We start from the raw sequence: 23,736 nt of genomic DNA on the forward strand, positions 1-23,736 counted from the left end.
GGTTGTATTTGATCTTACTATGCTTCGGAACGCTCTTTGGCCTGGGAGCGTTCTTTTTACTGGCCGGACTTCTCCGGCTGCCCACTTCCGCCAGCACAAAGGCCGTACTAACCGTCACGAACCGGGGAAAGGCGAAAAAGAACAGCATGAACGCTATCCTGTTCGACATGGCGGCAAAGGCGGCGCCTCTGGTTCGGCTGGACGCCTATAAACGGCGCAAGCTGGAAGCCCAGCTTAAATCCGCCGAAATTCAAATGTCCCCGGAAACCTATGTGGCGGCGGCCTGGGTCAAGGGCGGGCTGATCGGGCTGCTGGTGATCCCTACCCTGCTGATTTTTCCTATCCTGGCGCCGGTGATCCTTTTTCTGGCGGTGGCTGTTTTTTTCAAAGAACAGAAACGGGCGGATGAGATTGTCCAGCAGCGGCGGGAAGAAATTGAAACGGAACTGCCCCGTTTTGTCAATACCGTGGAGCAGGAGCTTCGTTCCTCCCGTGATGTGCTGAATATCCTGAAAGCCTATCAGCACAACGCCGGTCACGCCATGAAGCGGGAGCTGGAGATCACGATTGCGGATATGGCCTCCGGCAACGAGGAAAACGCCCTGACACGCTGGGAGAGCCGGATTGGAAGCACCATGCTCTCCGATGTGGTGCGCGGGCTGATCTCCGTCAAGCGAGGCGATAACGGCATTATGTACTTTCAAATGCTCTCCATGACCTTCAAACAGCTTGAACTCCAAAAGCTGAAACTGGAGGCCATGAAGCAGCCGGGGAAAATGAGGAAGTATTCCTTCATGCTTCTGGGCTGTTTCCTGCTGATGTATCTGGGTGTTCTGGGCTATGTGGTCTTGGAAGCCTTTGGAGATTTGTTCTGATGAAGGGAGGTGGCTGTTTGAGGCGGCTGCTGAAAGAAAAACGCGGGGAAGGCTTTGTGGATGTATGCGTCCTTGTCCTGTCCGTTGCTCTCGTTCTGGCGCTGGTGGTCCGCATCGCCCCGGTGTTTGTGGCGAAACAAAACCTGGATGTGTTTGCGGATGAGCTGGTGCGGACAGCGGAGATCAATGGGTGGGTCGGTTCCGTCACCAGCTCAAAAGCGGCGGCTCTCCGGGAGGAAACCGGACTTGACCCGGATATTTCATGGAGCGACACCGGGAAAATCCAACTCGGTAACGAGGTGACGGTGACGCTCACCACCACCGTCAATCTCGGCCTGTTCGGAGAATTTGCGTCCTTTCCTGTCACACTCACCGCAAGGGCCACAGGAGTCTCGGAGGTGTACTGGAAATGAACAGGCTGAAAACAGTTTTGAAAGACAGGTCCGGGCAGGGCACGCCCATGATTCTGGCGGTGGTGGTCTGCTGCATGATCTTAGCCTGCGTGGTGTTTGAATATATGCGGCTGATGATCGTGGCGCAGGGCGTCCGGGATTCCGTTCAATCCGCTATCGTAGCGGTGGCAACGGAGAATTGGGATGAAGCCTACCCCGGCCTGCGGGAAGGGTATTCGGGCGGCTACCAGCTTTCCGGTTCGTCCTGGACGCAGAATGTGACCACCGGGAATGTATATGACCGGCTGCAACAGGTGTTGGGCCTGGTGTACGAGGATGGGCGGTATCTGAAATACGCGGGGCCGGATTTGGAATACCGCTTTTATGATCTGCACATGGAACTGGAAAATGCCCCGCTTGCCCCCTCCGCGCCGGAGGGGATTACGCAGCTCAATGTGACGGGAACGGTCACGGTGGAGGTGCCCCTTTCCTTTGGGTTCGGCCATCTGCCGCCCATGCAGATCACCATGAAGCTGAACGCCAAATATGTTCCCCGGTTTTAGATTTTGTCTATTTCTGCCTGACGGTTTTCCATAGCGCAAAAAAATGTTTGTGTGTTCTTCCACCTGGACGCCATTGTTGTGCAAATGGTATAATGAGGGTGGAGGAACACATTGATCTTTTGATATAATTTCACCTTAAAAGGAGGATTCCAGATGAACGCAAAAAATAAAAAGCTGCTTGCTATCGTCGGTGTGGCGGCGGTGCTGCTGATCGTGATCGGTGTTTCTGTGTCCATGCTCGGCAAAAGCAGTCAGCCGTCCGGGACGGACCCGGCCGCTGCCCCCACGGATGTTACAACGGAGGATGTGAGCCAGCCCCCGGAGGAAGAAACTACGACGCCCACAGTGGAGGTCCCCGATGTTTCCGCACCGGAAAACACCCCCACGCAGGAACAGGCTGATCCCGTCCTGGATGTAGAGCAGGAGGATCAGGTGGATGTTGATTTGACCGACAGTGAGAAAAAGCCGGAAAGCACTCCGCCGCCTGCCCCGTCCCCGGAGGAACAGCAGGCGGCCAGCGAGAACAATGAGCCGATTGTTTCCGATCCCGCCGCCAATCAGCCCCAAAACGGCGATACGCAGAACGGCTCCATCTACATTGAGGGCTTTGGCTGGATTCCCGATGAAGGAGGTGGAACCATTCAGGAGGAAATTCATTCAGATGGAGATATAAATAAACAAGTCGGCATCATGGGATGACCTTTGGCACAGGAGTACGGCATTTCTGCCGTACTCTTTTTATGCTCTTTTTCAAAAATCAGCAGACTGGAGGTGCGCTTTTGAAACGGATTTTTGCCTTCTTTTTAAGCCTTTTGCTTATCCTGGGCATTTGCCCTATGAGCGCCCTGGCCGATACCGGAGGCAGCGGGAATGTGGACGGCGGTGGCGGCAGTATGGGACAGGGGACCTCGCAGAACTCATGGAATCCGGGCATGGATGGTGTCAGGATTACCGTTGTGGACGCAGAATCCGGCCAGCCGGTTTCTACTCCCTTTGACCTGACGAACAAAAATCCTACAATTAAAATCCATTTTGGAAAGGTCAGTAAAATACAATACACCAACGGTTCAGGCATTTCTCCAAATACTACCCCTTATACCTGTAAAAAGCCAGATGTAGCTATGCCCCGCATTATCAGCACCGGAAGTACCAAGGCGAGTATTGAGGCCATCAAGAAATATTTTTGTTCTGAGTATGCGGTTGAACTGGTGGCGCAGCAGACCGGCATCAACTATGATGAACTGATTGGCGGCGAGTACAAGTTGCTTTTGGAACCAATCGCCTACTTCAAGCACAACGGGATCATGTACGCCATGACCGCCCATGAAGCGGCCCTCTACGACAACCAGACGGGCGGCGCCCTGCGCAGGACCATGACGAGCCTGACCCATAAAAATCTCCCGTTGGCGATGTATCTTGAATATTCGGATTTGGGCTTTGCGGCCTATTCCGGCCCCACGAACAAGACCTGTTCCAATGATACCATCATCGCCTACCTGGGCATAGGCATTGTCCGGTTTGAGGAACAGCCCCCGGAGCAGCCGGAACCCACCGATTACGACTACGAATACCGGGTAGACACCGATGTGATAACGCCGGTGACGCTCTATGCCGGTTCTGAGATCAACCCGGATGGCCCCGCCACTGTGACCTTTACCATCAAGGGCAGCACCTACCGCATGAGCAATATCGTCATCCCGGAGGGGGACAGTCAGCTTGCGTGGGTGAAGTGGCATACCCCGTCCGAACCGCAGGATATTACTATTACGGTACGCACAAACCGGGGGACTCTGAGCCAGACTACCATCAAGGCAAAAGTGGTTGATCTTTCCGGCAACGACCCGCCGGACCCGAAGGCCACCGACACCGCAGGAAGCTGGCGGCCCAGCAGCGTCCCCAGCCGGGAGGAAAAGTCCTACGCCGCATGGAGCGTGTGGTGGGCACAGTGGCACCCGTATTGGGTGTGGCACAGCACCGGCGATGATGATGGATATTGGGTGGATGAGGGCTGGTATGATTTCTTCCGGGACAACTATTCCGCCTCCATGACCGCCACCGCGAGGATTGAACCGGATGAGAAGGTGCCCACGGCGGCCGGGAACACCATGAAATCCGGCTACGGTGTGAGCAACACCGTCACCGCCACGGTCAGCACATCGGCGCCCATGTCCCACTACACCTACGGCCAGACGGCGGTTTCCTATTTTCCCGAATTTCACTATACGACCTACTGGCGCCTGCTGGACCGGCTCTCCAGCGGAAAAACAGCCCGGTTCCAGTTTGCCGAAAATATTTACAGCACCTACAAGCAGCGGGTCCATTTTTCGCCGGTGTGGTTCCCCGATGGGAGCTATACGGTCAATACCCATGTGATGGATATTTGGACCCCGGCAGGGATGCTCTGCGCCAATCTCACCGATTCCGTGACGATTAGCGGTTCCCTTTACGATGACTGGCATATCGCGCCGGGGAACCCATGATGAGAAAGGAAAATACAATGAACAGCAATAGAGAAATCAGGGTAATGATATTTGAGCCGGGAAAGGAACCCTATACCGCTGTGCTGGAGGATTCCCTGGAACACCGGCAGGCCCTTGTCGGCGGCGAGATCGAATGTATCTCCCTGCCCCATGAAACCGTCCTGTGCTGTAACGCCGCTGGCAAATGGATGGGCCTGCCCGCCAACCGCCAGTTCGGGAATGACACGATCCACGGGACATTCTTTCTCTATGGCGACACCCCGGAGGGGGACGGCGTATCGCTGACCGAGAACCAGATCGCCTATTTCCGGCATTACTTTACGGGGCCGCAGCCCTCCGCCGTGACCTTTGAGGTACAATCAGCGAAAGATATGGAGGAATTTCTGCGGCTGATGTTCGGGGATCGGAAAGGTGGTGGTTCAAAATGAGCAAGATGTTTTCTGTTGTGACCCTGGCCTCGGACTCCGGCCTGCTGGAAGAATACTACGCTCCCGGAAGCCCGGACTGTGCGGAGGATCTTTTGGAGGACGAAATCATCCGGGATGATTTGAGGAGCCTGCCGAAAAGCGACCGGGTTTATGCGGAGGTTGGCACCTACCTCTACGGGGAGGGTGAAACAGAACGGGCCAGCGAAGAAGAACTGGCCTATTTCAGCAAGAACTTTGAAGAACTGTATGCCTCTGTGCAAGTGGACTGGATCGGCGGACACAGCTTTGGATTTTCGGTTGAGGATGTGTTGCCAGACTATACCGATGAGCTGGAACCAGAACTGGAGGACGAGGATGATTTGGAACTATAAGCTGCGGCAAAGAAAGCGAGGTTGATAGGTTGCTGCTGCCGATCATTATGATTTTGGTATGCGTACTGCTGGGAGGCGGTACGCTTCTTTTTTTGAAATTTTCAGAAAGGCGCAAGAAAACCAAGAGCAGGGATAAGGAAGAACTGGCACAGATGACCGCCAATGAGTTTGTCAATGTCAAGGACATTCGCGGGAGCTTCCTCTACACCCGTGACGGCATGGCGCTGGCGTATCTGAAAATATTTCCCATCAGCACGGAGCTGTTCAGCAAGAATGAAAAACGCCTGATCGCCAAGCAGCTCACGGCCAGCCTGTCCAGCGGCCAATATCCGTTTCAGCTTTTGGCTGTTTCCCGCCCGGTGGATATTTCTCCCCTGATGGCGGAGTTGTCCTCCACCCTCACAGCTTCCTCCAATATCAAGCAAAAGGAGCTGCTAAAACATGAGATCGTGGAGATGGGCGGTTTTGCCCTCTCCGGCGAGGTGGTGGAACGGCAGTTTTACATCAAAATCTGGGACAGGGCGGTTGACGGAGTGGAGCGTGATCTGCTCCAAAAACTGAAATATCTGTCGGGCTACTTTGCCGACTGCGGCATCCAAACTGAGATTTTGGAGCAGCAGGACATTGTACGGCTGTGCAATCTGGTGAATAACCCGGCCTATGTGCATTTGGAGGACGCTGGGTTTGAAGCGGCGATCCCGATTTTAGAAAGTGTAGGTGTTGTGTAAGAATGAAGCACACCCGGCAGGATTTGAACATCATGCAGGGTTGGAGCCTCGAAAAAAAGATCAAAGTATCGCAGATGAAAATATTGGAATGGTACAAGGAATACAACGGGCAGGTCTTTACCAGCTTTTCGGGCGGTAAGGATTCCACGGTACTCCTTGATTTGGCACGGCAGGTCTGCCCGGATATTCCCGCCGTGTATGTTGACACAGGGTTGGAATACCCTGAACTGCGCGATTTTGTAAAAACGAAAGACAATGTGGTTTGGCTTCGCCCACGCTATCCGTTTACGCAGATCATTGAGAAATACGGCTATCCGGTCATTTCCAAGGAAGTGTCCGATGCCATCAGCGGCGCACGGAAGGGCCAGTCTTACCGTCTGGCCCGCCTAAACGGTGAATTGCTGGATAAGAACGGAAAGAAGTCGATTTACAACTGTGAGAAGTACAGGTATCTTCTGGACGCCCCCTTTGCGGTTTCAGCCCGGTGCTGTTACCACATGAAAAAGGCCCCGCTGAACAAGTTTGAACGGCAGTCCGGGCGGCATCCCATTACGGGAGTGTTGGCCTGTGAGAGCAAGCTGCGGGATCAGTCTTACCTCAAATTTGGTTGCAACGGCTATGAGCGCAGGCGCCCCCTCAGCCAGCCCCTTGCGTTCTGGCGGGAGGAAGATATTTTGCGCTATCTGAAAATGACCGGCATCCCCTATGCCCCCATCTATGGGGATATTGTGGAGGTCAAAAAGAGGAACGGCACCCTGACTCTGAAAACCACCGGCGTTTCCAGATCAGGGTGTATGTATTGTATGTACGGCGTTCATCTGGAGCATGAGCCGAACCGTTTTCAGCTCATGGAGAAAACCCATCCCCAGCAGTACCACTACTGCATCCATGAGCTGGGGCTGGGCGCCGTGCTGGATTATATCGGTGTGCCGTATTCGTGTCACTGATTTGGAGGTGTATCATTGTTAAGAACCAAGAAAAAGGAAGAAACGCTCCCCGTCAATGAAGCGTTGTTGAATGTCATTACCCCGATGGGACTGGAAATCAAGCGGAACAGCCTTGTGATCGGTGAGAATATGGGAAAGGTCTACGGTGCAGTCCGTTATCCGCAAAAGGTGGAGATGGGCTGGCTCTCCAAAATCACGAACATCCCCAGCACCATTGTGTCAGTGGGTATCACCCCGATTGATAACAGCACCCTGATCTCCGCCCTCTCCAAGAGCATTGTCCAGCAGCGGGGCGCCGCCGACAGCGCCAAAGACCCGCTGACCCGTCAGCGGGCGGAAAAAGCCGCCGAAGACGGGGAGCATATCATGCAGAAAATCGACCAGGAGGGCGAAACCGTCGCCATGATGTCGCTCACGGTGATGCCGGTGGCGCAGGACGAGGCGGCCTTCTCCAAAATCTGCCGCCGTGTGGAGAGTGCGTTCAGCGTTCAGAAATGCAAGGTCCGCACCCTTGCCAATCTGCAAAAGGAGGGGTTTCAGAGCATTTCGCCCACTTATCCCGCCAACGGGACGGTGGACAGCATTGTTTCCCGCATCATCCCCATGAGTACCTTTGTGGGCGGATTCCCCTTTGCAAGCTCCGGTTACAGCGACGGCCGGGGCTATTATTTTGCCAAGGACAGCAGCGGCGGGCTGGTGATCCTGGACCCCTGGACACGCGGGAACGACCGCACCAACAGCAGCTTCGTTGTCATGGGCGTGGCCGGTATCGGCAAAAGCACCGTGGTCAAGCACATCATGCTCTCGGAGTACATGAAGGGAACCAAAATCCTGTGTATCGACCCGGAATCCGAGTACAAGGATATGTGCCGGAACCTGGGCGGGAACTGGCTGAACGCTGGCGGTGGGCGCAACGGCCGCTCCAACCTTTTGCAGATCAGACCGGCGCCCCGTGACGATGAGGACGAAACCGACAAGCTCTATACGGATGAAGGAAATGGAATGTCCGATATGGCGCTCCATATCAAAACGCTGGAGATTATCTTCTCCCTATATCTGCCGAGCCTGACCGATATGCAGAAAGCCGTCCTGAAGCAGACGGTCATTGAGCTTTATCATCAGTTCGGCATCTTCTGGGACACAGACATTCGCCAGCTCAAAGCAGCGGATTTCCCCATCATGGAAGATCTGCACGGCCTGATTGAAAAGAAAGCCGAGGCCAACCCGGACAATCCGGTGTTCCGTGACCTCGCCATGCTGCTGTATGACGCCGCCAAGGGCAGCGACAGCTTCCTTTGGAACGGGCACAGCACGCTGGAGGCCGACTCCCATTTTGTCTGCCTGGATACCCACAGCCTGCAAAACGCAGCAGATAACATCAAGCGGACGCAGTATTTCAATCTGCTGACCTGGTGCTGGGAGCAGATGAGCAACAATCGCGGGGAGCGTGTGCTTCTGGTATGCGACGAGGCGTATCTGATGATCGACCCGCAGGTGCCGCAATCCCTGGCCTTCCTGCGGAATGTGGAGAAGCGGTCCAGAAAATATGAGTCCGCCCTGGCGATTATCTCCCATTCGGTGGTGGACTTCCTGGCGCCGGAGATCAAGATGTACGGGCAGGCCCTTTTGGATATTCCCTGCTACAAAATCCTGATGGGCTGCGACGGCAAAAACCTTCAGGAAACCACAGACCTCTACAACCTGACGGACGCCGAGCAGGAATTGTTGGAGAGCAAGCGACGGGGACACGCCCTGTTCCTGGTCGGCTCCAAGCGGCTTCATGTCAATTTTGAAATTCCGGCCTACAAGTTTGCCTACATGGGCAAGGCGGGCGGCCGGTAGCACACCACGGCGGCCGGGATGTTCCCCGGCCGCCTTACTTATTCATGAACAGGAGGCGTTTTCTGATGAACCATGCGGAACGGTATGAATCTTTGATAACCAAGCTGTCCTCGATGCGCTGGCGGGGCGGAGAGCTGGACTGCTCTTATCAGGCAGCACTCTATCTGATGTCCTCCCACCCGGTTCTTGCCGAAAAGGTAGAGCGGTATTTTTCCCCGGACGGGATTGACTTTGGCGCCCTGATGAAGAAAGAAGAATTTGACTATGACTGGATGAAACTGACGGCGGACGCAGCCTACAACCTCTTTTCCTGGAACAGCAAGTGCGCCGCCACGCCCTTTGAGATTTCCCGGATGCCCGTTCCGGCCATCCAAGCCCTTTATACTTCCTTCTTTATTGCAAACGGGGATTACGCGGTTTCCGTGCGTGAGAATGAGGATGGGAAAAAGGTGTTTGTGATGGATGACAGCGCCGGGCGGGAACGGGAAAAAATCCGCCAGCAGTTTGACCGGATGCTGGCGGACATAGGCGCGGAAATGGGCTGATTGGAGGTGTTGTTTTGGCGATTGATCCGTTGACGGCAAAGCTGCTGGCACAAGTGGCGGCGCGGGCGGCGACTGATGAGGAAAGCCGTAGAAGGACGCTCATTCTCATTCTGGCCCCCATTCTGGGCCTGCTGCTCTTGATTGCCTTTATCCTGTATCTGATTACCAGCCCTTTCTCCATGCTGTCTCAATGGCTGGTGGGCGATGAGGTGAGTGTGGTGGAGAATTTTCAGAAAGAGTATGGCTACAACCAGCAGCTCGGTATTTATGAAAAGGACTATATCGAGGGCAGCGGCCAGAGCTACGAGGGCGTGGTCTTTACTGATGGGGGCCGGGAGGTCATCTATTACAACCAACTGGATGAGCGGTGGGCAGATACCATGTACGGCACATCCGGCACGATTGGCGAGGCCGGGTGCGGCCCCACGGCGATGGCGATTGTCACATCGACCCTGACCGGGACGCCCCATAACCCAGTAGAACTCAGCGAATGGTCCGTAGCGAATGGACACCGCTGCGAAGGGAACGGCTCTTACCACAGCCTGATCCCGGCAGCAGCCGAAGCCTACGGCCTGTCCTGGGAGAGCGTTCCCCCGGATGACCCGCAGGCGATGATAGACGCGCTGGCGGATGGGAAGCTGGTTGTGGCGATCATGGCAAAAGGGCACTTTACCAACTCCGGGCATTTCATTGTCCTGCGCGGTGTAACTGCGGAGGGGAAAATCCTGGTGGCCGACCCTGCCAGCCGCAAGCGGAGCGAGCAGGAATGGGACCTCTCCATTATTCTGGATGAAGCCAGAAAAGGTGCCGCTGCTGGCGGCCCTTTCTGGGCGATCTACTAAAGGAGCATGGTATGAACAACCGAAATAAACTGATTGAATTATTGATCTACATCGCCATTGTAGTGGTTGGCGTTGTCCTTCTGCTGACAGGAGAGCCGGAAAGGGCGGTAGAAAACATGGATATGGGAGGTACATCGTATGCTGCTGTACTTGACAAGTAACCAGAAAAGCGGGCTGATCGACGGCGCGGCCCGTGAAATGCTCCTGCCGTCCAAAAAGCTGGTTGGGAAGTTCAGCCTGAAAAGTTTCGTCACCAAGGATATGCGAAACTATGCCACGGCCAAGTTCTTCCTGATTGACGCGGCCTGTATTGAGGAAAGCGGCGAGGACTTCACCCTGGCTTTGAGGTCCTTCCAGATGATGTTTTCTGCCCGTATCATCGTGATTCTGTCCGGCTGTGAGGATATGAGTGGTTGTATCCAGCAGCTTTTATCCATTGGAGTGGTGAATCTGATTACAGCGGAAACGCTGGAGGAAGCCGCCGACGAGCTGAAAGAGGCCCTTTCCGATGAAGGGATGCAGCGGTATGTGACGCCTATGCCTGTGTCAAGCCAGCCAGAATCCCAACGGGAACCGGCTCCTGAACCGGAGGCCGAGATCATCCCCTACCGTTGGAACGCTAAAAATATCCGTATTGCCGTTGCAGGGACGCAGCGCAGAAGCGGCGTAACGGTGACGGCGTTCAATCTGGCGGCGTGGTTGACTGCCAGAGGTGCGGAGGTCGCCTACATTGAGGTCAACACCAACCGGCACCTTCAGCTCCTGCTCAATGTCTATGAGGCGGCCCCTACTGGCGAACATTACACGATTGATGGGATCGACTGCTACCTGACCAATGAGCCGGACCGGGAGTATCAGTTTATCATCTACGACTGCGGTGTGATGCAGGCGCCCACCTCTGTGTTCCGGGAGGCGGATCACCGGCTGTTGTGCGGGAGCGTCCTGCCCTATGAGATTCCGGCCTTTCACAAGGCGCTGGAGATCTGCGGCGGGCTGGAAGTACGCCCGGTGGCCATCAGTGTGCCGGGAGAGTTCCGGGAATACTGCCGGGAGCTGTTTGGCGGTGAGATGGAAATGGCGGAGGCATCCCATAACCTATTTGCAGAACGGACCAACGGGAGGTTGTATAAGCGCCTGGTGGAGCCGTATATCATGGGAGAACGGCGGCTGTAACAAAGAGAGGATCAGAATGGGAGGATCACAGAATGGCAAAGTTTGAATACATGGAGAGGGCGTTTTCCTCTGAATTGCGGCCGAGAGCGCGGCTGGTGCTTCAAGTCCTTGTTCTGCATTGCAACAAGGAGGGTGAGTGTTTTCCGTCCATCAAGACCATAGCCGCCAAGTGCGGCTATGGTATCTCTACGGTCAAGCGGGCGCTAGACGAGCTGGTGGAAGCTGGCTACATCATCAAGCAGGCACGGTTTGACGAGCGCAAAAACGGCGGCCAGACCAGCAACCTCTATACCCTTTGTTCCGAGGCACCGCAGCCGTCCACGCCGGAGCAGCCCACCGAATCGGAACCGCCTATGCCGGACGAAGAAGTAGAGAAAGCCGTCCATTCTTCAGCGCCTGACTCCACGCCTGGGGAGCAGTCCGCCCTCTTTCTGTTCCCAGCCTATTCTTTTTCACATGGACTTGATAAAATAAAGACCGGGCGGCAAAAATGCCGCCCGGATGCTGCGTGGACTGGGGGGCAGTCCATTTTTGTACCCCCTTGAACCGTACAGGTGAACAGATACTTACCGGATGAAAAGAAAAGTAATAGGCGCCGTTCAAACAAGCAAAATAAAAGCAGGGGCCTCAGCCCCCGCCTTGTCAGGATTGCAGCCGGTTGATAAAGCCGATCAGCATGATTAGGTCCTCGTCCTTCAGCGTTCTCATGCCGTCCAATGCCTTTTTCATAAGCTGCGGGTTGATTTCCTCGGAATCGAAGAATTGGAGCGGCGTGATCTCGAAATATTCGCAGATATTGAGAAACTGCTTCATGGATGGGAGCGCCCGGCCGGAAGAAATCGCCTGGATGTAGCTGCGGTTTTGCCCTAAATCCAAGCTCATTTGGTATTCTGACACGCCCTTTTTCAGCCGCAGTTCTGTGATCCGGCTGCGGATAAATGCCTCATCCATACTCTCACCTCACTACCCATTAGCATAGCAGAAAGGTTTTCTGGATAAGGAACATTGATTGTGTTATAATTCTCCATATACCGCTACTTACAACGCATTATTTACGTTATTTTAGCTTTGTATGCGTGTAAAAGGAGAAAATGTATGGACAAGAGGGTGATTTTATGAGGCAAGCTGCCTGTGCGGTAACAGGCCACCGGCCGAACCGGTTCAAGTTCAAATACAGCGAGGACTATTCGCTGTGCAAAAAAATAAAGCGGGCCATGTTGGAGCAGTTCAAGAGGCTGTACGATGAACATGGAGTACGCCGGTATTATGTGGGCGGCGCCCTGGGTGTGGATATGTGGGCTGGTGAATTGATTCTGCGGCTAAAAGAACAGCCGGGATATGGAGATATAGAACTGGTGGTGGTGCTGCCCTTTGAGGGGCACGATTCAAAATGGGATGAGCGGAGCAAGCGCCGGATGGACTTCCTCCTGCGGATGTGTTCCGACTGTGTAGTGATAGGAAAAGAGGACTGCCGGGAGAACTATATTAAGCGGAACTGCTACATGGTGGATCACGCGGATTATCTGGTAGCGGTCTACGATAATGAGCGGAATTTGCGGTCTGGGACTATGCAGACGGTGAGATATGCCCAAAATAAAGGAATCACAATATCTTTTGTTAATCCTGATACTGCTACAGTTACAACTAATTAAATTTACTCAAACTAACTCAAGATGTGGAATAACTATATAGAGATAAAAGTAAAAGCGGTTCATGAAGCAACCGCCTCACTTTTAATTCCTATTGAAATTAGGATACACTTGCGTTATCATTTTCTTTAGTCAATCACGATTTCCAGGAAGGGCGAATAAGTATGGCTGATGTTGTTGATATTCCGGAATTCAGAGCATTCTATTATACAGATGATACGCCCCGCCAGTTTTATACCCTCCGGCGATACGAGGATGAGAGTGGTGCTGGAGAGATGCACTGCTATAATATTGCGCCAGGCATTCAACTGTCCTTTAATGAATTAAACCTAAGTTCTTGCTTTCAACCACTGAATGTCCAAAAGGACTTTTTGGAAATAAATTATTGCCTTGAGGGTGGACACGAAGTAGAAATGGTCGGAGGTGGAATCACCTTTTTGGGTGAAAAGGATTTAAGTATATCTGGCCTATACCATGATAGACAGATTATTGTCAATTCAAGAATCCCTTTCAATAAGTATAAGGGTATAACCATTCTCTTGGAGTTAGAAACAGCGCAGACGACCCTCAACGATGAATTCTCTAGGTGGCGTATAGACTTGCAAAAAATCCGCACAACCCTATGCCCGGAAGGTCGTGTTCTTTTAATAAAATCCAAACAAAAAATTGACCATATTTTTACAGAGATATTGAGCGTTGAGAACCAGATAAGATTGCCATATTACTGGCTGAAAATCCTGGAAATCTTACTTTTATTAAGCAAACTGGATAACAGTTATGTGGAGCCGCCTCAACAGTTTACGGAGAAAGTATCCCGGCGGACTCAACAGGTCTATCAGTATATTATTGAAAATCCTTTTACACAAAAAAACATTTCTGAGATAGCAGAGATTTATGGGGTTTCGGAATCAAGCATGAAACGCTGCTTTAAGTCAATTTCCGGTGCTTCTCTAGGCACGTTTATGAAAAGGAAACGAATGGAGGCTGCTGCGGAATTACTTAGATCTGAGCCAGCATTGAGTGTGGGCGAAATTGCTAGTCTTGCAGGGTATGAAAATCAAGGGAAGTTTTCTGGGGCATTCAAATCAGTATATGAAATGACTCCAATCGCATATCGCATGAAATATTCGTGACCTAAATGGATTAAGGCTTGACCTAAACGGTTATAGACGAACATGCAATCTTGTGCTACCATAATTGATATGAATTAGAGATTGACGAGAAGAACCGCATTCAGCGGTTCTTTTTAGGGGCATAAGTTAGCGGAGCCTAACCGTGGGCGAATGGAGGCAAATTAGTTGTACAGTATGGGGATCTGCGCACGCATTGCAAAACGCATTATAACCTTGCTAATTGTGATTTTAGGAGTCGTTACTCTCAGTTTTTGTTTGCAGATATTTACCGGTACAGATCCGGCAGAAATGCTTGTAAGAAAGACTACATTGTTCGCAACAGAAGATCAAATCCAAGCAATGAGAGTTGAACTTGGCCTGGATGGTACACTCTCTGAGCAATATGCAGATTATATAAAAGGACTACTTACCGGGGACTTGGGTATTTCAATTACCAATCGAAAACCTGTCATTGATAATATTAGAGATGCACTTCCTGTTACATGTATGTTAGTGATTATGTCTATGCTCTGGGTTGCTATTTTAACTGTTTTATTATCGGCGTTTTCTGTCATATGGAAAGACAAAGTATTTGACCACGCAACAAGAGTTATCTGCATAATTGGGATATGTGTTCCGAGTTTTTGGCTGGCACTCATTTTGTTGATTGCTTTTGCAGTTGAGATTCCGATATTTAGTGTAATTTCAGACGGGAGTATTAAATCCCTTATATTGCCATCTGTTTCCATTGCCATTCCAATTGCTTGTATTTCAATCAGGGTTTTGCGAGCTGCTGTAATAAACGAATTAAAAAGTGACTATGTTACTTACTCTAAAGCGAGGGGGTTTTCCACATCTAAAATTATATACGGCGAGGTCCTGAGGAACGCATTTCCAGCGGCCATAACACTTTTCGCACAATATTGCGCATCAGTTTTTGGAACCTCTGCACTGATAGAAACTGTCTTTTCCATTCGGGGTCTTGGATACTATTTAACTGAAGCATGCGAAAGTATGGATGTATATGGAATATCGGGTGTGGTACTTATTTGCGCAATCTCATTTGTCCTTTTTAATACTGTAGCGGACATCTTCTCGGGTATCATTTGCCCTGCGTATAGGAGGAAACGTGTATGAGGAAACATCCACAAATTGTCATTGGTGTTTTACTTATTGCGTTATTTGTTTGTATTGCAATAACTGCCCCTCTCCTTGCCCCAAATGATCCAAATGCAACAAACCTTGCACTAAAAAATGCCCCGCCATCATCCGAGTATCCTCTTGGATGCGATCAGATGGGGCGCTGTGAGCTTTCGCGCTTAATTTATGGAGCGCGATATTCACTTAGCCTTACTGTGCCTGTGCTAATAGTACTAGCAGCGATTGCATTGTTTATTGGATGCTACTCTTCTTATAAAGGCGGCCTAATAGATGAGGTCATCCGCTTGTTGTGCGATATATTTATGGCATTTCCGCTTTTAGTAATAGCAATGTCATTAGTGTCAGTTATTAACAATTCTGTTGCGAGCATTATCACTGCAATTGGTATTTCTATGTCTGCGTGGTTCTTACGCATGGCGCGTTCTTATGCAAAGGTCGAGTGTGGAAAGGGGTATGTAGAATCTGCAAGAGTATCTGGTGCATCTGCAATGCGGATCGTACTTCACCACATTATCCCGAATGTGTTGCCACAGTTTGTTGTCTATTTTACCACGGGAATAGCATCAGCAATTTTATCGGTATCAAGTTTTGCGTTTTTGGGTGTGGGCCTCATTGCTGGTACTCCGGAGTGGGGAGCCATGCTTAATGACGCTCGAAACAGCATTTATACAAATCCCGCCCTAATTGTTTATCCCGGCATATGCCTCATTATCTGTTGTGCGGGCTTCAATTTATTAGGTGAAGGTATTCGGGATTTTATTGGCAAGGAGGACCAGATCAGTGTTTCTTGACGTCAGAGATCTCACTATTACTCTCAAAACGGGTGAAGAAATTGCAGAGGACATTTCTTTTTCAATAGATGGAGGAGAAATGTTGTCCATTGTGGGCAGCTCTGGGGCAGGAAAAACGACGGTATGCAAGGCCGTTATGGGCTTACTTAGTTCTAATTATTCCATTTCAGGCGAGGTGCTTTATAAGGGGGAAAACTTGCTGCGCGCTTCAAAGAAACGATTGCAGGCAATCTACGGTAAAGAAATATGCTATATTATGCAAAACCCCATGACAGCATTTAATCCATCGCTGCGTATTGGAAGGCAATTAGAAAAAACATGTTACTTACATAACCCCCAAATATCACGGCAGGAATTACATCTATTAGTGAGCAACACACTACAACAGTTGGGCCTTGATGATTTGAAACGGATACTAAAGAGTTATCCTGATGCCCTTTCGGGTGGGATGTTGCAGCGGATTATGATTGCAGCAGCACTAATCAATCAGCCTACTATATTGGTTGCTGATGAAGCGACTACAGCAATAGATGCCTGTAACCGAATTGAATTGATGCAATTACTTAGGCAGTTATGCAGTGGCGGCATGGCGATCTTATTTGTTACACATGATTTAAGAGCGGCGTCAATGGCAGATCGAATTTTAATAATGAATAATGGCCAGTTGGTCGAGGCAGGGACAACGGAGCAGATATTCAATGAACCTAAAGAAGAATATACAAAATATCTGCTTAGTGCTTGTACGTTGGAAAGACGGTGATTACCTATGATTGAAGCGAAAGATGTAAGTTGCACTTTTGCCCGCAATCCGTTTTCCAAAGAGGGATTCGTGGCGGTTTCCCCGGTTTCCATCCAATTTATTGATGGTGAACGGTATGCCATCGTTGGTGAGTCGGGGTCAGGTAAGACAACACTCGCCAGAATGATTGCGGGCCTCCAGCGTCCTACGGCGGGGAATATCTATGCCAATGGGATACCTGTTTACGGTAAACACAAGGTTCGTACAAATTACTTCAGGGAAGTACAAATTATTCAACAGGATTCTTCATCTGCATTAGACCCTAAAATGTCCATTGGCAAATCAATCGAAGAACCTCTTTTGTGTTTTTTTCATTTAGACAAAGAAGAACGTAAAAAAAGGTGCCATGATCTGATGAATTTATGTAATTTGCCTGTTGAATACTACTCGCGCCTTCCCGCCGAATTATCTGGTGGTGAGCAAAAACGTGTCGCTATTGCAAGGGCATTGGCGGCAGAACCAAAGTGCCTAATTTTTGATGAGGCAACAAATGGATTTGACCTTCCTTTGCGCAAGAAGATCATCGAAGAAATTGTTGACTTGCAGAGGAAACTCGCATTTACCCTTGTATTTATTACGCATGATATGGAGTTAGCCGTCGTTATTGCTGACGTAATTTTGGTTATGAAAAATTCCGCCTTGATTGAACAGGTTGAATTTTCTGGAGATATATCAGTATTTTCAAGCGAATACAGCAAGACGCTTTTATATGCGAGTGGAATTACTGATATATAATCATTGTGGGAATTGATCATAGCAGAAATAAAATGAAAGGATAGTTTGCGATGAAATTCAAAAGACTTGCAACGATGCTTATGGCTGCGGCCATGATGGTTTCGTTAGTTGCCTGTGCAGGCGACAATGGCGAAAACTCAGAAACGCCTGTTTCTTCGGGCAATGATGTTGTGGAGGAAACGGAAGCCAACCACATCACTTTGGCCGAAAGTTGGGGGTTTGAAAATTTCTATACAATTATGACGCCTGATGTATCGGCAAGCAACTTCGGTATCACATATTATCTTAGCAATTTCTACGATGTACTTGTAGAGTATCAAGATGGAGAATACGTTGGTGGTCTGGCCGAGGATTGGAAAATTAGCGAAGATGGAACAGTCTACACGTTCAATCTACGGCATGATGTGAAATTTTCTGATGGTAGTGATCTGACTGCTGAAGATGTTGCCAAATCGCTTTTGGCCGTTCCCATCAATTTGGGGCAATACAATGGAACCTATGGCCGCCTGTCTACAATTATTGAAGATGCAGTGGTCGTTGATGACTATACTGTTGAAATGCATCTGACGCAACCTTATTATAATGCGCTACGGGAGCTGTGTTTGGCGAATCCATTCGGAATTGTATCAAGTGAACAACTTAATGATGATTTAACGAAAAAGGATACTTTTGAAACTGCAACCTATGGCACAGGTCCCTACATGTATGTTGGAGATAATGACGGGCAGACTTGGAATTTCGAGAGCAATCCCTACTATTGGGGCGAAAAACCTGATGTTGAGAGTTTTTCTATCGAGAGCATTCCTGACAATGATGCTAAAATCCTCGCATTGAAAAACGGAGAGATTGATTTTGTCGCAGGAATCACGAACGTCTCCAATGAAAGTTTTGTGGAAATGCAAAACACTGAGGGATTTGGTGCCAAGGTTGATGACAAATCTTTCCGCACCGGATATATTGGTTATAATTTAAGTAGTTCCATGTTTGGTGATGAAGTTGTTCGCCAAGCCATTACATTGGCCTTAGATAAAGATGCAATTTCTGAGAGCATTTATGGCGGCCTGTATGAAAAAGCAGATACTTTCTTCCCGAAGACCCTACCCTATTGTGATGTAGAGCAGACCGTATACTCTTATGATATAGACAGGGCAAACCAATTGCTTGATGAAGCAGGATACATTGATACAGATGGCGATGGCATCCGTGAAAAGGACGGCGAGAAACTATCCTCTCCGTTTCAGTACCAAGCAGGCTCCGCTTCTGATGATAACTTGGTTGTTTATATCTGCGACCAGTTAGGGAAAATCGGAATCGAACTTATACCGCAGTCTGCACAAATGATGGACTGGTATGCAATGATTACAACCGGAGAGTACGGCCTTACCTTATTTAAAACGCAGGGCGGTTTTTATGATCCGGGCAATACAATCGGTAATATCGATCCCAGTATGGCCATGGACCCAATTATCTCCCAGGTCGCTGCATACTTGCCGGGCGGTGCCGAACTGATTACAGAATTGGAATCTACTACTGACGAGGAGCGAATCCAGGAGATTTATGGCATTATTTTGACTACGATGGCGGATCAGTGCCTGACTACGCCTTTGGTGTATCCTCACCAACTTGCAGTGTATAGTGATAAGATTGCAAACTACGATTTTCCGCCTGATGCAAACTTTACTGCTGTACAAAATATCACATTAAAGTGAGTATTTCCTTATTCCGCAAACGGCGTGCTATGTTTTGCATAGCACGCCGTTTGCAGAAAGAGAAATAACATATTCCAAATAGATTACAGAGAAGTTATGTTAAACCATATATTTGCTCTGCCGGTTGAAAGGAGTCCAGATATTGGTGGGCAGTCAATCAAAAGGGATTAAGCGGATTCTCAGTTTTGCCGGTAGATACAGGGGCCTCTTGACTTTTGCACGTTGCCTTTCCGGCATCAGTGCGTTGTTTATCATTGGCCCTTTTATCTGTGTATATTTTGCGGCAAGAGAACTTATCGCTGTATTTTTAGGCGATCAATTGAATGGCCAAGCATTATTGAATTGGGGCCTTTTTGCATTAGGATTAGAACTCGTGGGAGTAGCACTCTACTTTTTGGCTTTGCTATCTTCTCATATCGTTGCGTTCCATATTCAAAAAAACCTGCAGATGGCAGCATTAAAGCACCTTGCTCATATGCCAATTGGTTATTTTAATGCCCATCCAAGCGGAAAATTGCGTAAAATAATTGATGAAAACAGTTTTCAAACGGAGACTTTTATTGCACATCAGTTGCCAGATTTAACAGGTGCCCAAGTAACCCTGATTGCTGGTATTTGCTTTATGATCATTTTTGACTGGCGTATTGGGGTTCCACTTATTATCTTATATGGAATGGCCTTTTATCTGCAAAGTTCTCTCATGGGAAAGAATAGTGCTGAGTTTATGAGAATTTATCAAGACGCTCAAGAAACAATGAACCATGAGGCTGTTGAATATATTAGAGGAATCGCCGTTGTCAAGGTGTTCGGACAAACTGTAAAGTCGTTCGCCAAATTTCATAGTGCGATAGAGACCTATAAAAAGTACGCACTTGCTTATACTATGTCTTGCAAGAAAGGCATGGTTGCATTTAATGCTATCGTAAACTCATCCTTTTTAGTGCTGGTTCCGATTGGCTTTCTAGTTGGATTTACGACCCCGACACTCAGAGATTTTATTCAAAGTTTTCTGTTTTACGTGATTTTCTCTCCGGCATGCGCAGTGATGCTTAATAAAATTATGTATATGACTAGTTATAAAATGCAGGCAGAGGAGTCTATGCGTAGAATCGATATGATTTTAACTTCTGAACAGCAACCAGAACCAGCGATCCCCCAATATCCTGATACATATGAGGTCGCTTTTGAAGATGTGACATTTGCATATGATAATACCGATCACCCCGCAGTTTCACATCTCACTTTTATGGCAAAAGCAGGAGCAATAACCGCCCTTGTGGGACACTCCGGGTCAGGTAAAAGCACAGCGGCCAGTCTGATTCCTCGGTTCTATGACGTGCAGGATGGCGCAGTAAAAATTGGCGGCGTTGACATCAGGGAAATCCCACAGGGCGATTTAATGAAAATGGTGGCGTTTGTGTTCCAGGACCCCAAGTTGTTTAAGGATAGCCTATTAGAAAACATAAGAGCCGGAAGACCATTGGCAACCCGTGAGGAAGTTCTAAAGGCAGCTCATCTGGCGCAGTGCGATGACATACTGAAAAAACTTCCAAACGGAATAGACACAATTATTGGAAGTCAAGGTGTATACCTGTCCGGGGGCGAAACACAGCGCATTTCCATTGCCCGTGCTATTTTAAAAGATGCTCCTATTGTAGTTTTAGATGAGGCGACAGCATATGCTGATCCCGAAAATGAGCATCAAATCCAGAAAGCCTTTGATGGACTTATAAAGAATAAGACGGTTATTATGATCGCACATCGGCTTTCGACTGTCCAGGATGCAGACCAAATATTGGTGATGAAAAACGGTGCAATAGTGGAAAGCGGAACACATTCAGATTTGATAAAGTTGCAAGGAGAGTATGCTAAAATGTGGGACAATTATAACAAGACGGTACAGTGGCATATAGAAAGTTGAGGTGCTGTCTATGCTAAAATGTGCGTTTGCATTAAGCGATCAAGGCGCAAAAGATTTAGCAAAAGGGATTATAGCAACTGCCTGCGCCAATTTGATACAGATCATTCCAGCAAGTTTGTTGTTGATGGTAGTAATGATGCTTTTAGAAAAAGCGGCAGGGACTCATGTTAATGTAGGTCGGAATATTCCGGTCTTTGTTGGAATTACCCTGGTGCTTTTTGGTATGATCGCGATTACCCAATTAGTACAATACAATTTGACATACACTGCCGCATATAAGGAAAGTGCAAATCGAAGAATTGTGCTGGCTGAAAAACTCAGAAAACTTCCACTGTCGTTCTTTGAAAAGAAAAATTTAGCAGATCTGACAACTACTATTATGGGGGATTGTACGGCACTAGAACGGACATTTTCTAATGCGATTCCACAGTTGTTAGGTACGATTCTTATGTTTGTTATTACATCCGTGGGGCTGGCAGTTTTAGAGTGGAGGCTGGCTCTTTGTATTATTGTCCCGGTACCAGTTGCCTCAATTGTTGTTGTTCTTGCTCGTAAGGCACAGAGTAAGGCGGAACTTGAAAACCTGGAGGCAAAAAGGTGCGCCTACGACGCAGTACAAGAATATGTTGATACTATAAAAGAATTAAAAGCATACTCAAAGACAAATGTATACTTGGATGAACTTGATAAAAAGTTGGAGAATGTTATTCGTTGTTCCTTCCGAAATGAGTTAGCCCCCGGAGCATCCACAACAGCAGCTCAGTTTATCTTGCGTTTTGGCTTAGTTGCTGTTTTGCTTATAGGGGGAAAATTGGTGATTGAAGGTACGCTTTCTATTCCTATGCTCATACTGTTCCTTCTTTTCGCTGGCCGAATCTATGATCCATTCACCAACTGTTTCATGCTATTAGCGGAGGTTTTTGCCGCACTTGTAAGCATTGGTCGGATGAAACAGATAGACAATACACAGGAACAAACCGGCTCAGACTGCTACAATAACATTGGCTACGATATTGAGTTTAAGGATGTTCACTTTTCTTATAACGAGGAGCCAGTTCTGGCAGGAGTATCTTTTGTAGCAAAGCAAGGCGAAATAACTGCTTTAGTCGGGCCATCTGGCAGTGGAAAATCCACTGTTTCAAAATTAGCGGCACGTTTTTGGGATGCAGATTCCGGACTCATAACACTTGGAGGCATAGACGTCAAAACCGTTGAACCGGAAGTATTGCTAAAAAACTATGCAATCGTATTCCAGAATGTCACCCTTTTTGACGAATCGGTAATGGAAAATATACGACTTGGCCGTAGCGGAGCATCTGACGAAGATGTCAGAGCCGCAGCAAAGGCCGCCCAATGTGATGAGTTTATTGATCGTTTACCGCAAGGCTATGACACGAATATCGGGGAAAATGGAAGTAAATTATCCGGTGGCGAGCGCCAGCGCATTTCTATTGCTCGTGCCTTATTAAAAAATGCTCCTGTTATTCTTCTCGATGAAGCAACTGCATCTATGGATGCAGAAAGCGAAACAATGGTACAAACTGCCTTGTCAGCGTTATTAAAAGGTAGGACAGTGATAGTTATTGCGCATCGCATGAGGACCATAGCGAATGCAGACAAGATAGTTGTTTTGGACAAAGGGAAAGTGACTGAAATGGGGACTCCCAGCGAGTTGGCTAAAAAAGGCGGGCTGTATGAGCATTTGGTTGCTCTTCAGCAGAAACAACAAATGTCTTCTTTACCGACATGAAAGTCCTAAGAGGAAAATATGAAAAGAAAACAGCAAGCCACCGCATCCGGTGAGGATTATTTAGAGGCCATCTTAGTAATCCAAATGCATAAAGGAGCAGTACGCTCCGTGGATATAGCCCGGCACATGGAAGTATCAAAACCAAGCGTGTGCCATGCAGTCAATACTCTAAAAAACGGTGGATTTCTCATAATGGATGATGACCACTTTCTCCATCTAACAGATGTGGGCCGGGAGGTAGCAGAACAGACCTATGAGAAGCACTGTTTCTTCACTCGCCTGCTGGTAAGTGCTGGTGTTGATCCAAAGGAAGCGGAATGCGACGCCTGCCGGATGGAGCACGCAATCAGCGAGAGCAGTTTCCAGCAACTTAAAGCTGTATCCGCAGCGTTTGAAGAATCTAAAGAACAGACAAAAATGCCTTGAAAAGATGAGGTGATGACAACACGGAGGAGATCATCATTATACGGGCAATCGACCCGGATGAAACCGTTTTTAAGACTATCATGGATGCTTTGCGGGATAAGTCTGTTCAAGTTGTTGAAGCCACATCCTCCATGCTGTCTTTTGGAGATGTTGAAATCTACCCGGCTTCTCGGCGAGTACTGAAGGCCGGAAGGGAAATTCGCCTAAATCACAGCGAATACTCCATTCTTTACTGCATGGCGAAATCCCCTGGTAGGATTTACACAAGGGAGCAACTTTATGCGGCAGTCTGGGGTGAGGAATATCAGTACGGTATGACTACCGTAGATAATACGATCTGGCGTCTGCGGAAGAAGTTGGAGTCTGATCCCAGGCATCCTATTTTTATCAAAACTGTTTTTCGGTTTGGCTACAAACTTGATGCCTAATAAGAGAGGGTTGCCCATCGCAAAAGAGCAACCCTCTCTTTGTTTACCTGTTAGTCAGAAAAATTATCT

General features: G+C 48.8%; 26 protein-coding genes and 1 pseudogene. 26 read left to right on the plus strand and 1 reads right to left on the minus strand.

Annotated features, from left to right (window positions below; all coding sequences use genetic code 11):
• Positions 1–2: 2 nt before the first annotated feature.
• From C6Y32_RS13265 to C6Y32_RS13330, 15 genes are all read left to right on the plus strand, one after another.
• On the plus strand, positions 3–875 hold the full coding sequence (locus C6Y32_RS13265) for a secretion protein F (RefSeq protein ID WP_105205741.1): 873 nt from the start codon (positions 3–5) through the stop codon (positions 873–875).
• Complete coding sequence (locus tag C6Y32_RS13270) at positions 875–1,288, plus strand: DUF4320 family protein (protein WP_105205742.1); 414 nt, start codon at positions 875–877, stop codon at positions 1,286–1,288. The genes C6Y32_RS13265 and C6Y32_RS13270 overlap by 1 nt, the downstream gene beginning before the upstream one ends.
• A complete protein-coding gene (locus C6Y32_RS13275) occupies positions 1,285–1,830 on the plus strand; it encodes a hypothetical protein (RefSeq protein ID WP_105205743.1) in 546 nt (181 codons plus the stop codon). The genes C6Y32_RS13270 and C6Y32_RS13275 overlap by 4 nt, the downstream gene beginning before the upstream one ends.
• A gap of 153 nt (positions 1,831–1,983) precedes the next feature.
• Positions 1,984–2,529, plus strand: a complete 546-nt coding sequence (locus C6Y32_RS13280; protein WP_154250072.1) for a DUF6550 family protein — start codon at positions 1,984–1,986, stop codon at positions 2,527–2,529.
• 80 nt (positions 2,530–2,609) lie between these two features.
• The gene (locus C6Y32_RS13285; protein ID WP_105205784.1) at positions 2,610–4,310 is read left to right on the plus strand and encodes a DUF8193 domain-containing protein; all 1,701 of its coding nucleotides are present in this window, start codon (positions 2,610–2,612) and stop codon (positions 4,308–4,310) included.
• A 17-nt stretch (positions 4,311–4,327) separates the two neighbouring features.
• Entirely contained in the window at positions 4,328–4,738 is a 411-nt protein-coding gene (locus C6Y32_RS13290; protein ID WP_243562765.1) for a DUF3846 domain-containing protein, read from the plus strand.
• Positions 4,735–5,109: a hypothetical protein gene (locus tag C6Y32_RS13295; protein ID WP_105205744.1), complete on the plus strand. Its 375-nt coding sequence runs from the start codon at positions 4,735–4,737 to the stop codon at positions 5,107–5,109. Before C6Y32_RS13290 ends, C6Y32_RS13295 begins: the two co-directional genes overlap by 4 nt.
• A 29-nt stretch (positions 5,110–5,138) precedes the next feature.
• The gene (locus C6Y32_RS13300) at positions 5,139–5,837 is read left to right on the plus strand and encodes a hypothetical protein (RefSeq protein WP_243562767.1); all 699 of its coding nucleotides are present in this window, start codon (positions 5,139–5,141) and stop codon (positions 5,835–5,837) included.
• Positions 5,838–5,839: 2 nt separating this feature from the next.
• The gene (locus tag C6Y32_RS13305) at positions 5,840–6,784 is read left to right on the plus strand and encodes a phosphoadenosine phosphosulfate reductase family protein (RefSeq protein WP_105205745.1); all 945 of its coding nucleotides are present in this window, start codon (positions 5,840–5,842) and stop codon (positions 6,782–6,784) included.
• Positions 6,785–6,799: 15 nt separating this feature from the next.
• Positions 6,800–8,626, plus strand: coding sequence for a VirB4 family type IV secretion system protein (locus tag C6Y32_RS13310; RefSeq protein ID WP_105205746.1), 1,827 nt, complete (start codon positions 6,800–6,802; stop codon positions 8,624–8,626).
• A 65-nt stretch (positions 8,627–8,691) separates the two neighbouring features.
• Complete coding sequence (locus C6Y32_RS13315; RefSeq protein ID WP_105205747.1) at positions 8,692–9,171, plus strand: hypothetical protein; 480 nt, start codon at positions 8,692–8,694, stop codon at positions 9,169–9,171.
• 14 nt (positions 9,172–9,185) lie between these two features.
• On the plus strand, positions 9,186–10,013 hold the full coding sequence (locus tag C6Y32_RS13320) for a C39 family peptidase (protein ID WP_105205748.1): 828 nt from the start codon (positions 9,186–9,188) through the stop codon (positions 10,011–10,013).
• An 11-nt stretch (positions 10,014–10,024) separates the two neighbouring features.
• Positions 10,025–10,174, plus strand: a complete 150-nt coding sequence (locus C6Y32_RS15455; RefSeq protein ID WP_164998286.1) for a hypothetical protein — start codon at positions 10,025–10,027, stop codon at positions 10,172–10,174.
• Positions 10,152–11,186 (plus strand): hypothetical protein, encoded by a 1,035-nt coding sequence (locus tag C6Y32_RS13325; RefSeq protein ID WP_105205749.1) that lies wholly within the window; start codon positions 10,152–10,154, stop codon positions 11,184–11,186. The genes C6Y32_RS15455 and C6Y32_RS13325 overlap by 23 nt, the downstream gene beginning before the upstream one ends.
• Positions 11,187–11,218: 32 nt before the next feature.
• Positions 11,219–11,731: a helix-turn-helix domain-containing protein gene (locus tag C6Y32_RS13330; protein ID WP_105205750.1), complete on the plus strand. Its 513-nt coding sequence runs from the start codon at positions 11,219–11,221 to the stop codon at positions 11,729–11,731.
• A 97-nt stretch (positions 11,732–11,828) separates the two neighbouring features.
• Here C6Y32_RS13330 and C6Y32_RS13335 read toward each other — a convergent pair whose 3' ends face one another.
• Positions 11,829–12,137 (minus strand): helix-turn-helix transcriptional regulator, encoded by a 309-nt coding sequence (locus C6Y32_RS13335; RefSeq protein ID WP_105205751.1) that lies wholly within the window; start codon positions 12,135–12,137, stop codon positions 11,829–11,831.
• Positions 12,138–12,301: 164 nt separating this feature from the next.
• On the opposite strand from C6Y32_RS13335, the gene C6Y32_RS13340 reads away from it, so the two are divergent.
• The 11 genes and pseudogenes from C6Y32_RS13340 (at position 12,302) to C6Y32_RS15785 (ending at position 23,667) form a co-directional block, all read left to right on the plus strand.
• The gene (locus C6Y32_RS13340) at positions 12,302–12,838 is read left to right on the plus strand and encodes an SLOG family protein (RefSeq protein ID WP_105205752.1); all 537 of its coding nucleotides are present in this window, start codon (positions 12,302–12,304) and stop codon (positions 12,836–12,838) included.
• 161 nt (positions 12,839–12,999) lie between these two features.
• Positions 13,000–13,968 carry a helix-turn-helix domain-containing protein gene (locus C6Y32_RS13345; RefSeq protein WP_105205753.1) on the plus strand — a complete coding sequence of 323 codons (969 nt, stop codon included), beginning with the start codon at positions 13,000–13,002 and terminating at the stop codon, positions 13,966–13,968.
• Positions 13,969–14,142: 174 nt separating this feature from the next.
• Positions 14,143–15,084 (plus strand): ABC transporter permease, encoded by a 942-nt coding sequence (locus C6Y32_RS13350; RefSeq protein ID WP_105205787.1) that lies wholly within the window; start codon positions 14,143–14,145, stop codon positions 15,082–15,084.
• Positions 15,081–15,899: an ABC transporter permease gene (locus C6Y32_RS13355; RefSeq protein ID WP_105205754.1), complete on the plus strand. Its 819-nt coding sequence runs from the start codon at positions 15,081–15,083 to the stop codon at positions 15,897–15,899. Before C6Y32_RS13350 ends, C6Y32_RS13355 begins: the two co-directional genes overlap by 4 nt.
• Positions 15,889–16,659 (plus strand): ABC transporter ATP-binding protein, encoded by a 771-nt coding sequence (locus tag C6Y32_RS13360; protein ID WP_105205755.1) that lies wholly within the window; start codon positions 15,889–15,891, stop codon positions 16,657–16,659. The genes C6Y32_RS13355 and C6Y32_RS13360 overlap by 11 nt, the downstream gene beginning before the upstream one ends.
• A gap of 105 nt (positions 16,660–16,764) precedes the next feature.
• A pseudogene (locus C6Y32_RS13365) lies at positions 16,765–17,433 on the plus strand (ABC transporter ATP-binding protein); the annotation flags it as partial.
• Positions 17,434–17,483: 50 nt separating this feature from the next.
• A complete protein-coding gene (locus tag C6Y32_RS13370) occupies positions 17,484–19,142 on the plus strand; it encodes a nickel ABC transporter substrate-binding protein (protein WP_105205757.1) in 1,659 nt (552 codons plus the stop codon).
• A 145-nt stretch (positions 19,143–19,287) separates the two neighbouring features.
• Entirely contained in the window at positions 19,288–21,063 is a 1,776-nt protein-coding gene (locus C6Y32_RS13375) for an ABC transporter ATP-binding protein (RefSeq protein WP_105205788.1), read from the plus strand.
• A gap of 10 nt (positions 21,064–21,073) precedes the next feature.
• Entirely contained in the window at positions 21,074–22,813 is a 1,740-nt protein-coding gene (locus C6Y32_RS13380) for an ABC transporter ATP-binding protein (RefSeq protein WP_105205758.1), read from the plus strand.
• A gap of 18 nt (positions 22,814–22,831) precedes the next feature.
• Entirely contained in the window at positions 22,832–23,239 is a 408-nt protein-coding gene (locus C6Y32_RS13385) for a metal-dependent transcriptional regulator (protein WP_105205759.1), read from the plus strand.
• Positions 23,240–23,370: 131 nt separating this feature from the next.
• Entirely contained in the window at positions 23,371–23,667 is a 297-nt protein-coding gene (locus C6Y32_RS15785; protein ID WP_276508720.1) for a winged helix-turn-helix domain-containing protein, read from the plus strand.
• The last annotated feature ends 69 nt before the right edge of the window (positions 23,668–23,736 follow it).

This window comes from Neobittarella massiliensis (ex Bilen et al. 2018), assembly GCF_900289145.1.
Lineage (GTDB): Bacteria > Bacillota > Clostridia > Oscillospirales > Ruminococcaceae > Neobittarella > Neobittarella massiliensis.

Bases quoted from the DNA above. Each gene is read 5' to 3' on its own strand.
- C6Y32_RS13270 (WP_105205742.1), top strand. From the start codon at position 875: ATGAAGGGAGGTGGCTGTTTGAGGCGGCTGCTGAAAGAAAAACGCGGG.
- C6Y32_RS13275 (WP_105205743.1), top strand. From the start codon at position 1,285: ATGAACAGGCTGAAAACAGTTTTGAAAGACAGGTCCGGGCAGGGCACG.
- C6Y32_RS13280 (WP_154250072.1), top strand. From the start codon at position 1,984: ATGAACGCAAAAAATAAAAAGCTGCTTGCTATCGTCGGTGTGGCGGCG.
- C6Y32_RS13290 (WP_243562765.1), top strand. From the start codon at position 4,328: ATGAACAGCAATAGAGAAATCAGGGTAATGATATTTGAGCCGGGAAAG.
- C6Y32_RS13295 (WP_105205744.1), top strand. From the start codon at position 4,735: ATGAGCAAGATGTTTTCTGTTGTGACCCTGGCCTCGGACTCCGGCCTG.
- C6Y32_RS13305 (WP_105205745.1), top strand. From the start codon at position 5,840: ATGAAGCACACCCGGCAGGATTTGAACATCATGCAGGGTTGGAGCCTC.
- C6Y32_RS13315 (WP_105205747.1), top strand. From the start codon at position 8,692: ATGAACCATGCGGAACGGTATGAATCTTTGATAACCAAGCTGTCCTCG.
- C6Y32_RS15455 (WP_164998286.1), top strand. From the start codon at position 10,025: ATGAACAACCGAAATAAACTGATTGAATTATTGATCTACATCGCCATT.
- C6Y32_RS13325 (WP_105205749.1), top strand. From the start codon at position 10,152: ATGCTGCTGTACTTGACAAGTAACCAGAAAAGCGGGCTGATCGACGGC.
- C6Y32_RS13330 (WP_105205750.1), top strand. From the start codon at position 11,219: ATGGCAAAGTTTGAATACATGGAGAGGGCGTTTTCCTCTGAATTGCGG.
- C6Y32_RS13335 (WP_105205751.1), bottom strand. From the start codon at position 12,137: ATGGATGAGGCATTTATCCGCAGCCGGATCACAGAACTGCGGCTGAAA.
- C6Y32_RS13340 (WP_105205752.1), top strand. From the start codon at position 12,302: ATGAGGCAAGCTGCCTGTGCGGTAACAGGCCACCGGCCGAACCGGTTC.
- C6Y32_RS13345 (WP_105205753.1), top strand. From the start codon at position 13,000: ATGGCTGATGTTGTTGATATTCCGGAATTCAGAGCATTCTATTATACA.
- C6Y32_RS13350 (WP_105205787.1), top strand. From the start codon at position 14,143: ATGGGGATCTGCGCACGCATTGCAAAACGCATTATAACCTTGCTAATT.
- C6Y32_RS13355 (WP_105205754.1), top strand. From the start codon at position 15,081: ATGAGGAAACATCCACAAATTGTCATTGGTGTTTTACTTATTGCGTTA.
- C6Y32_RS13370 (WP_105205757.1), top strand. From the start codon at position 17,484: ATGAAATTCAAAAGACTTGCAACGATGCTTATGGCTGCGGCCATGATG.
- C6Y32_RS13380 (WP_105205758.1), top strand. From the start codon at position 21,074: ATGCTAAAATGTGCGTTTGCATTAAGCGATCAAGGCGCAAAAGATTTA.
- C6Y32_RS13385 (WP_105205759.1), top strand. From the start codon at position 22,832: ATGAAAAGAAAACAGCAAGCCACCGCATCCGGTGAGGATTATTTAGAG.
- C6Y32_RS15785 (WP_276508720.1), top strand. From the start codon at position 23,371: ATGCTGTCTTTTGGAGATGTTGAAATCTACCCGGCTTCTCGGCGAGTA.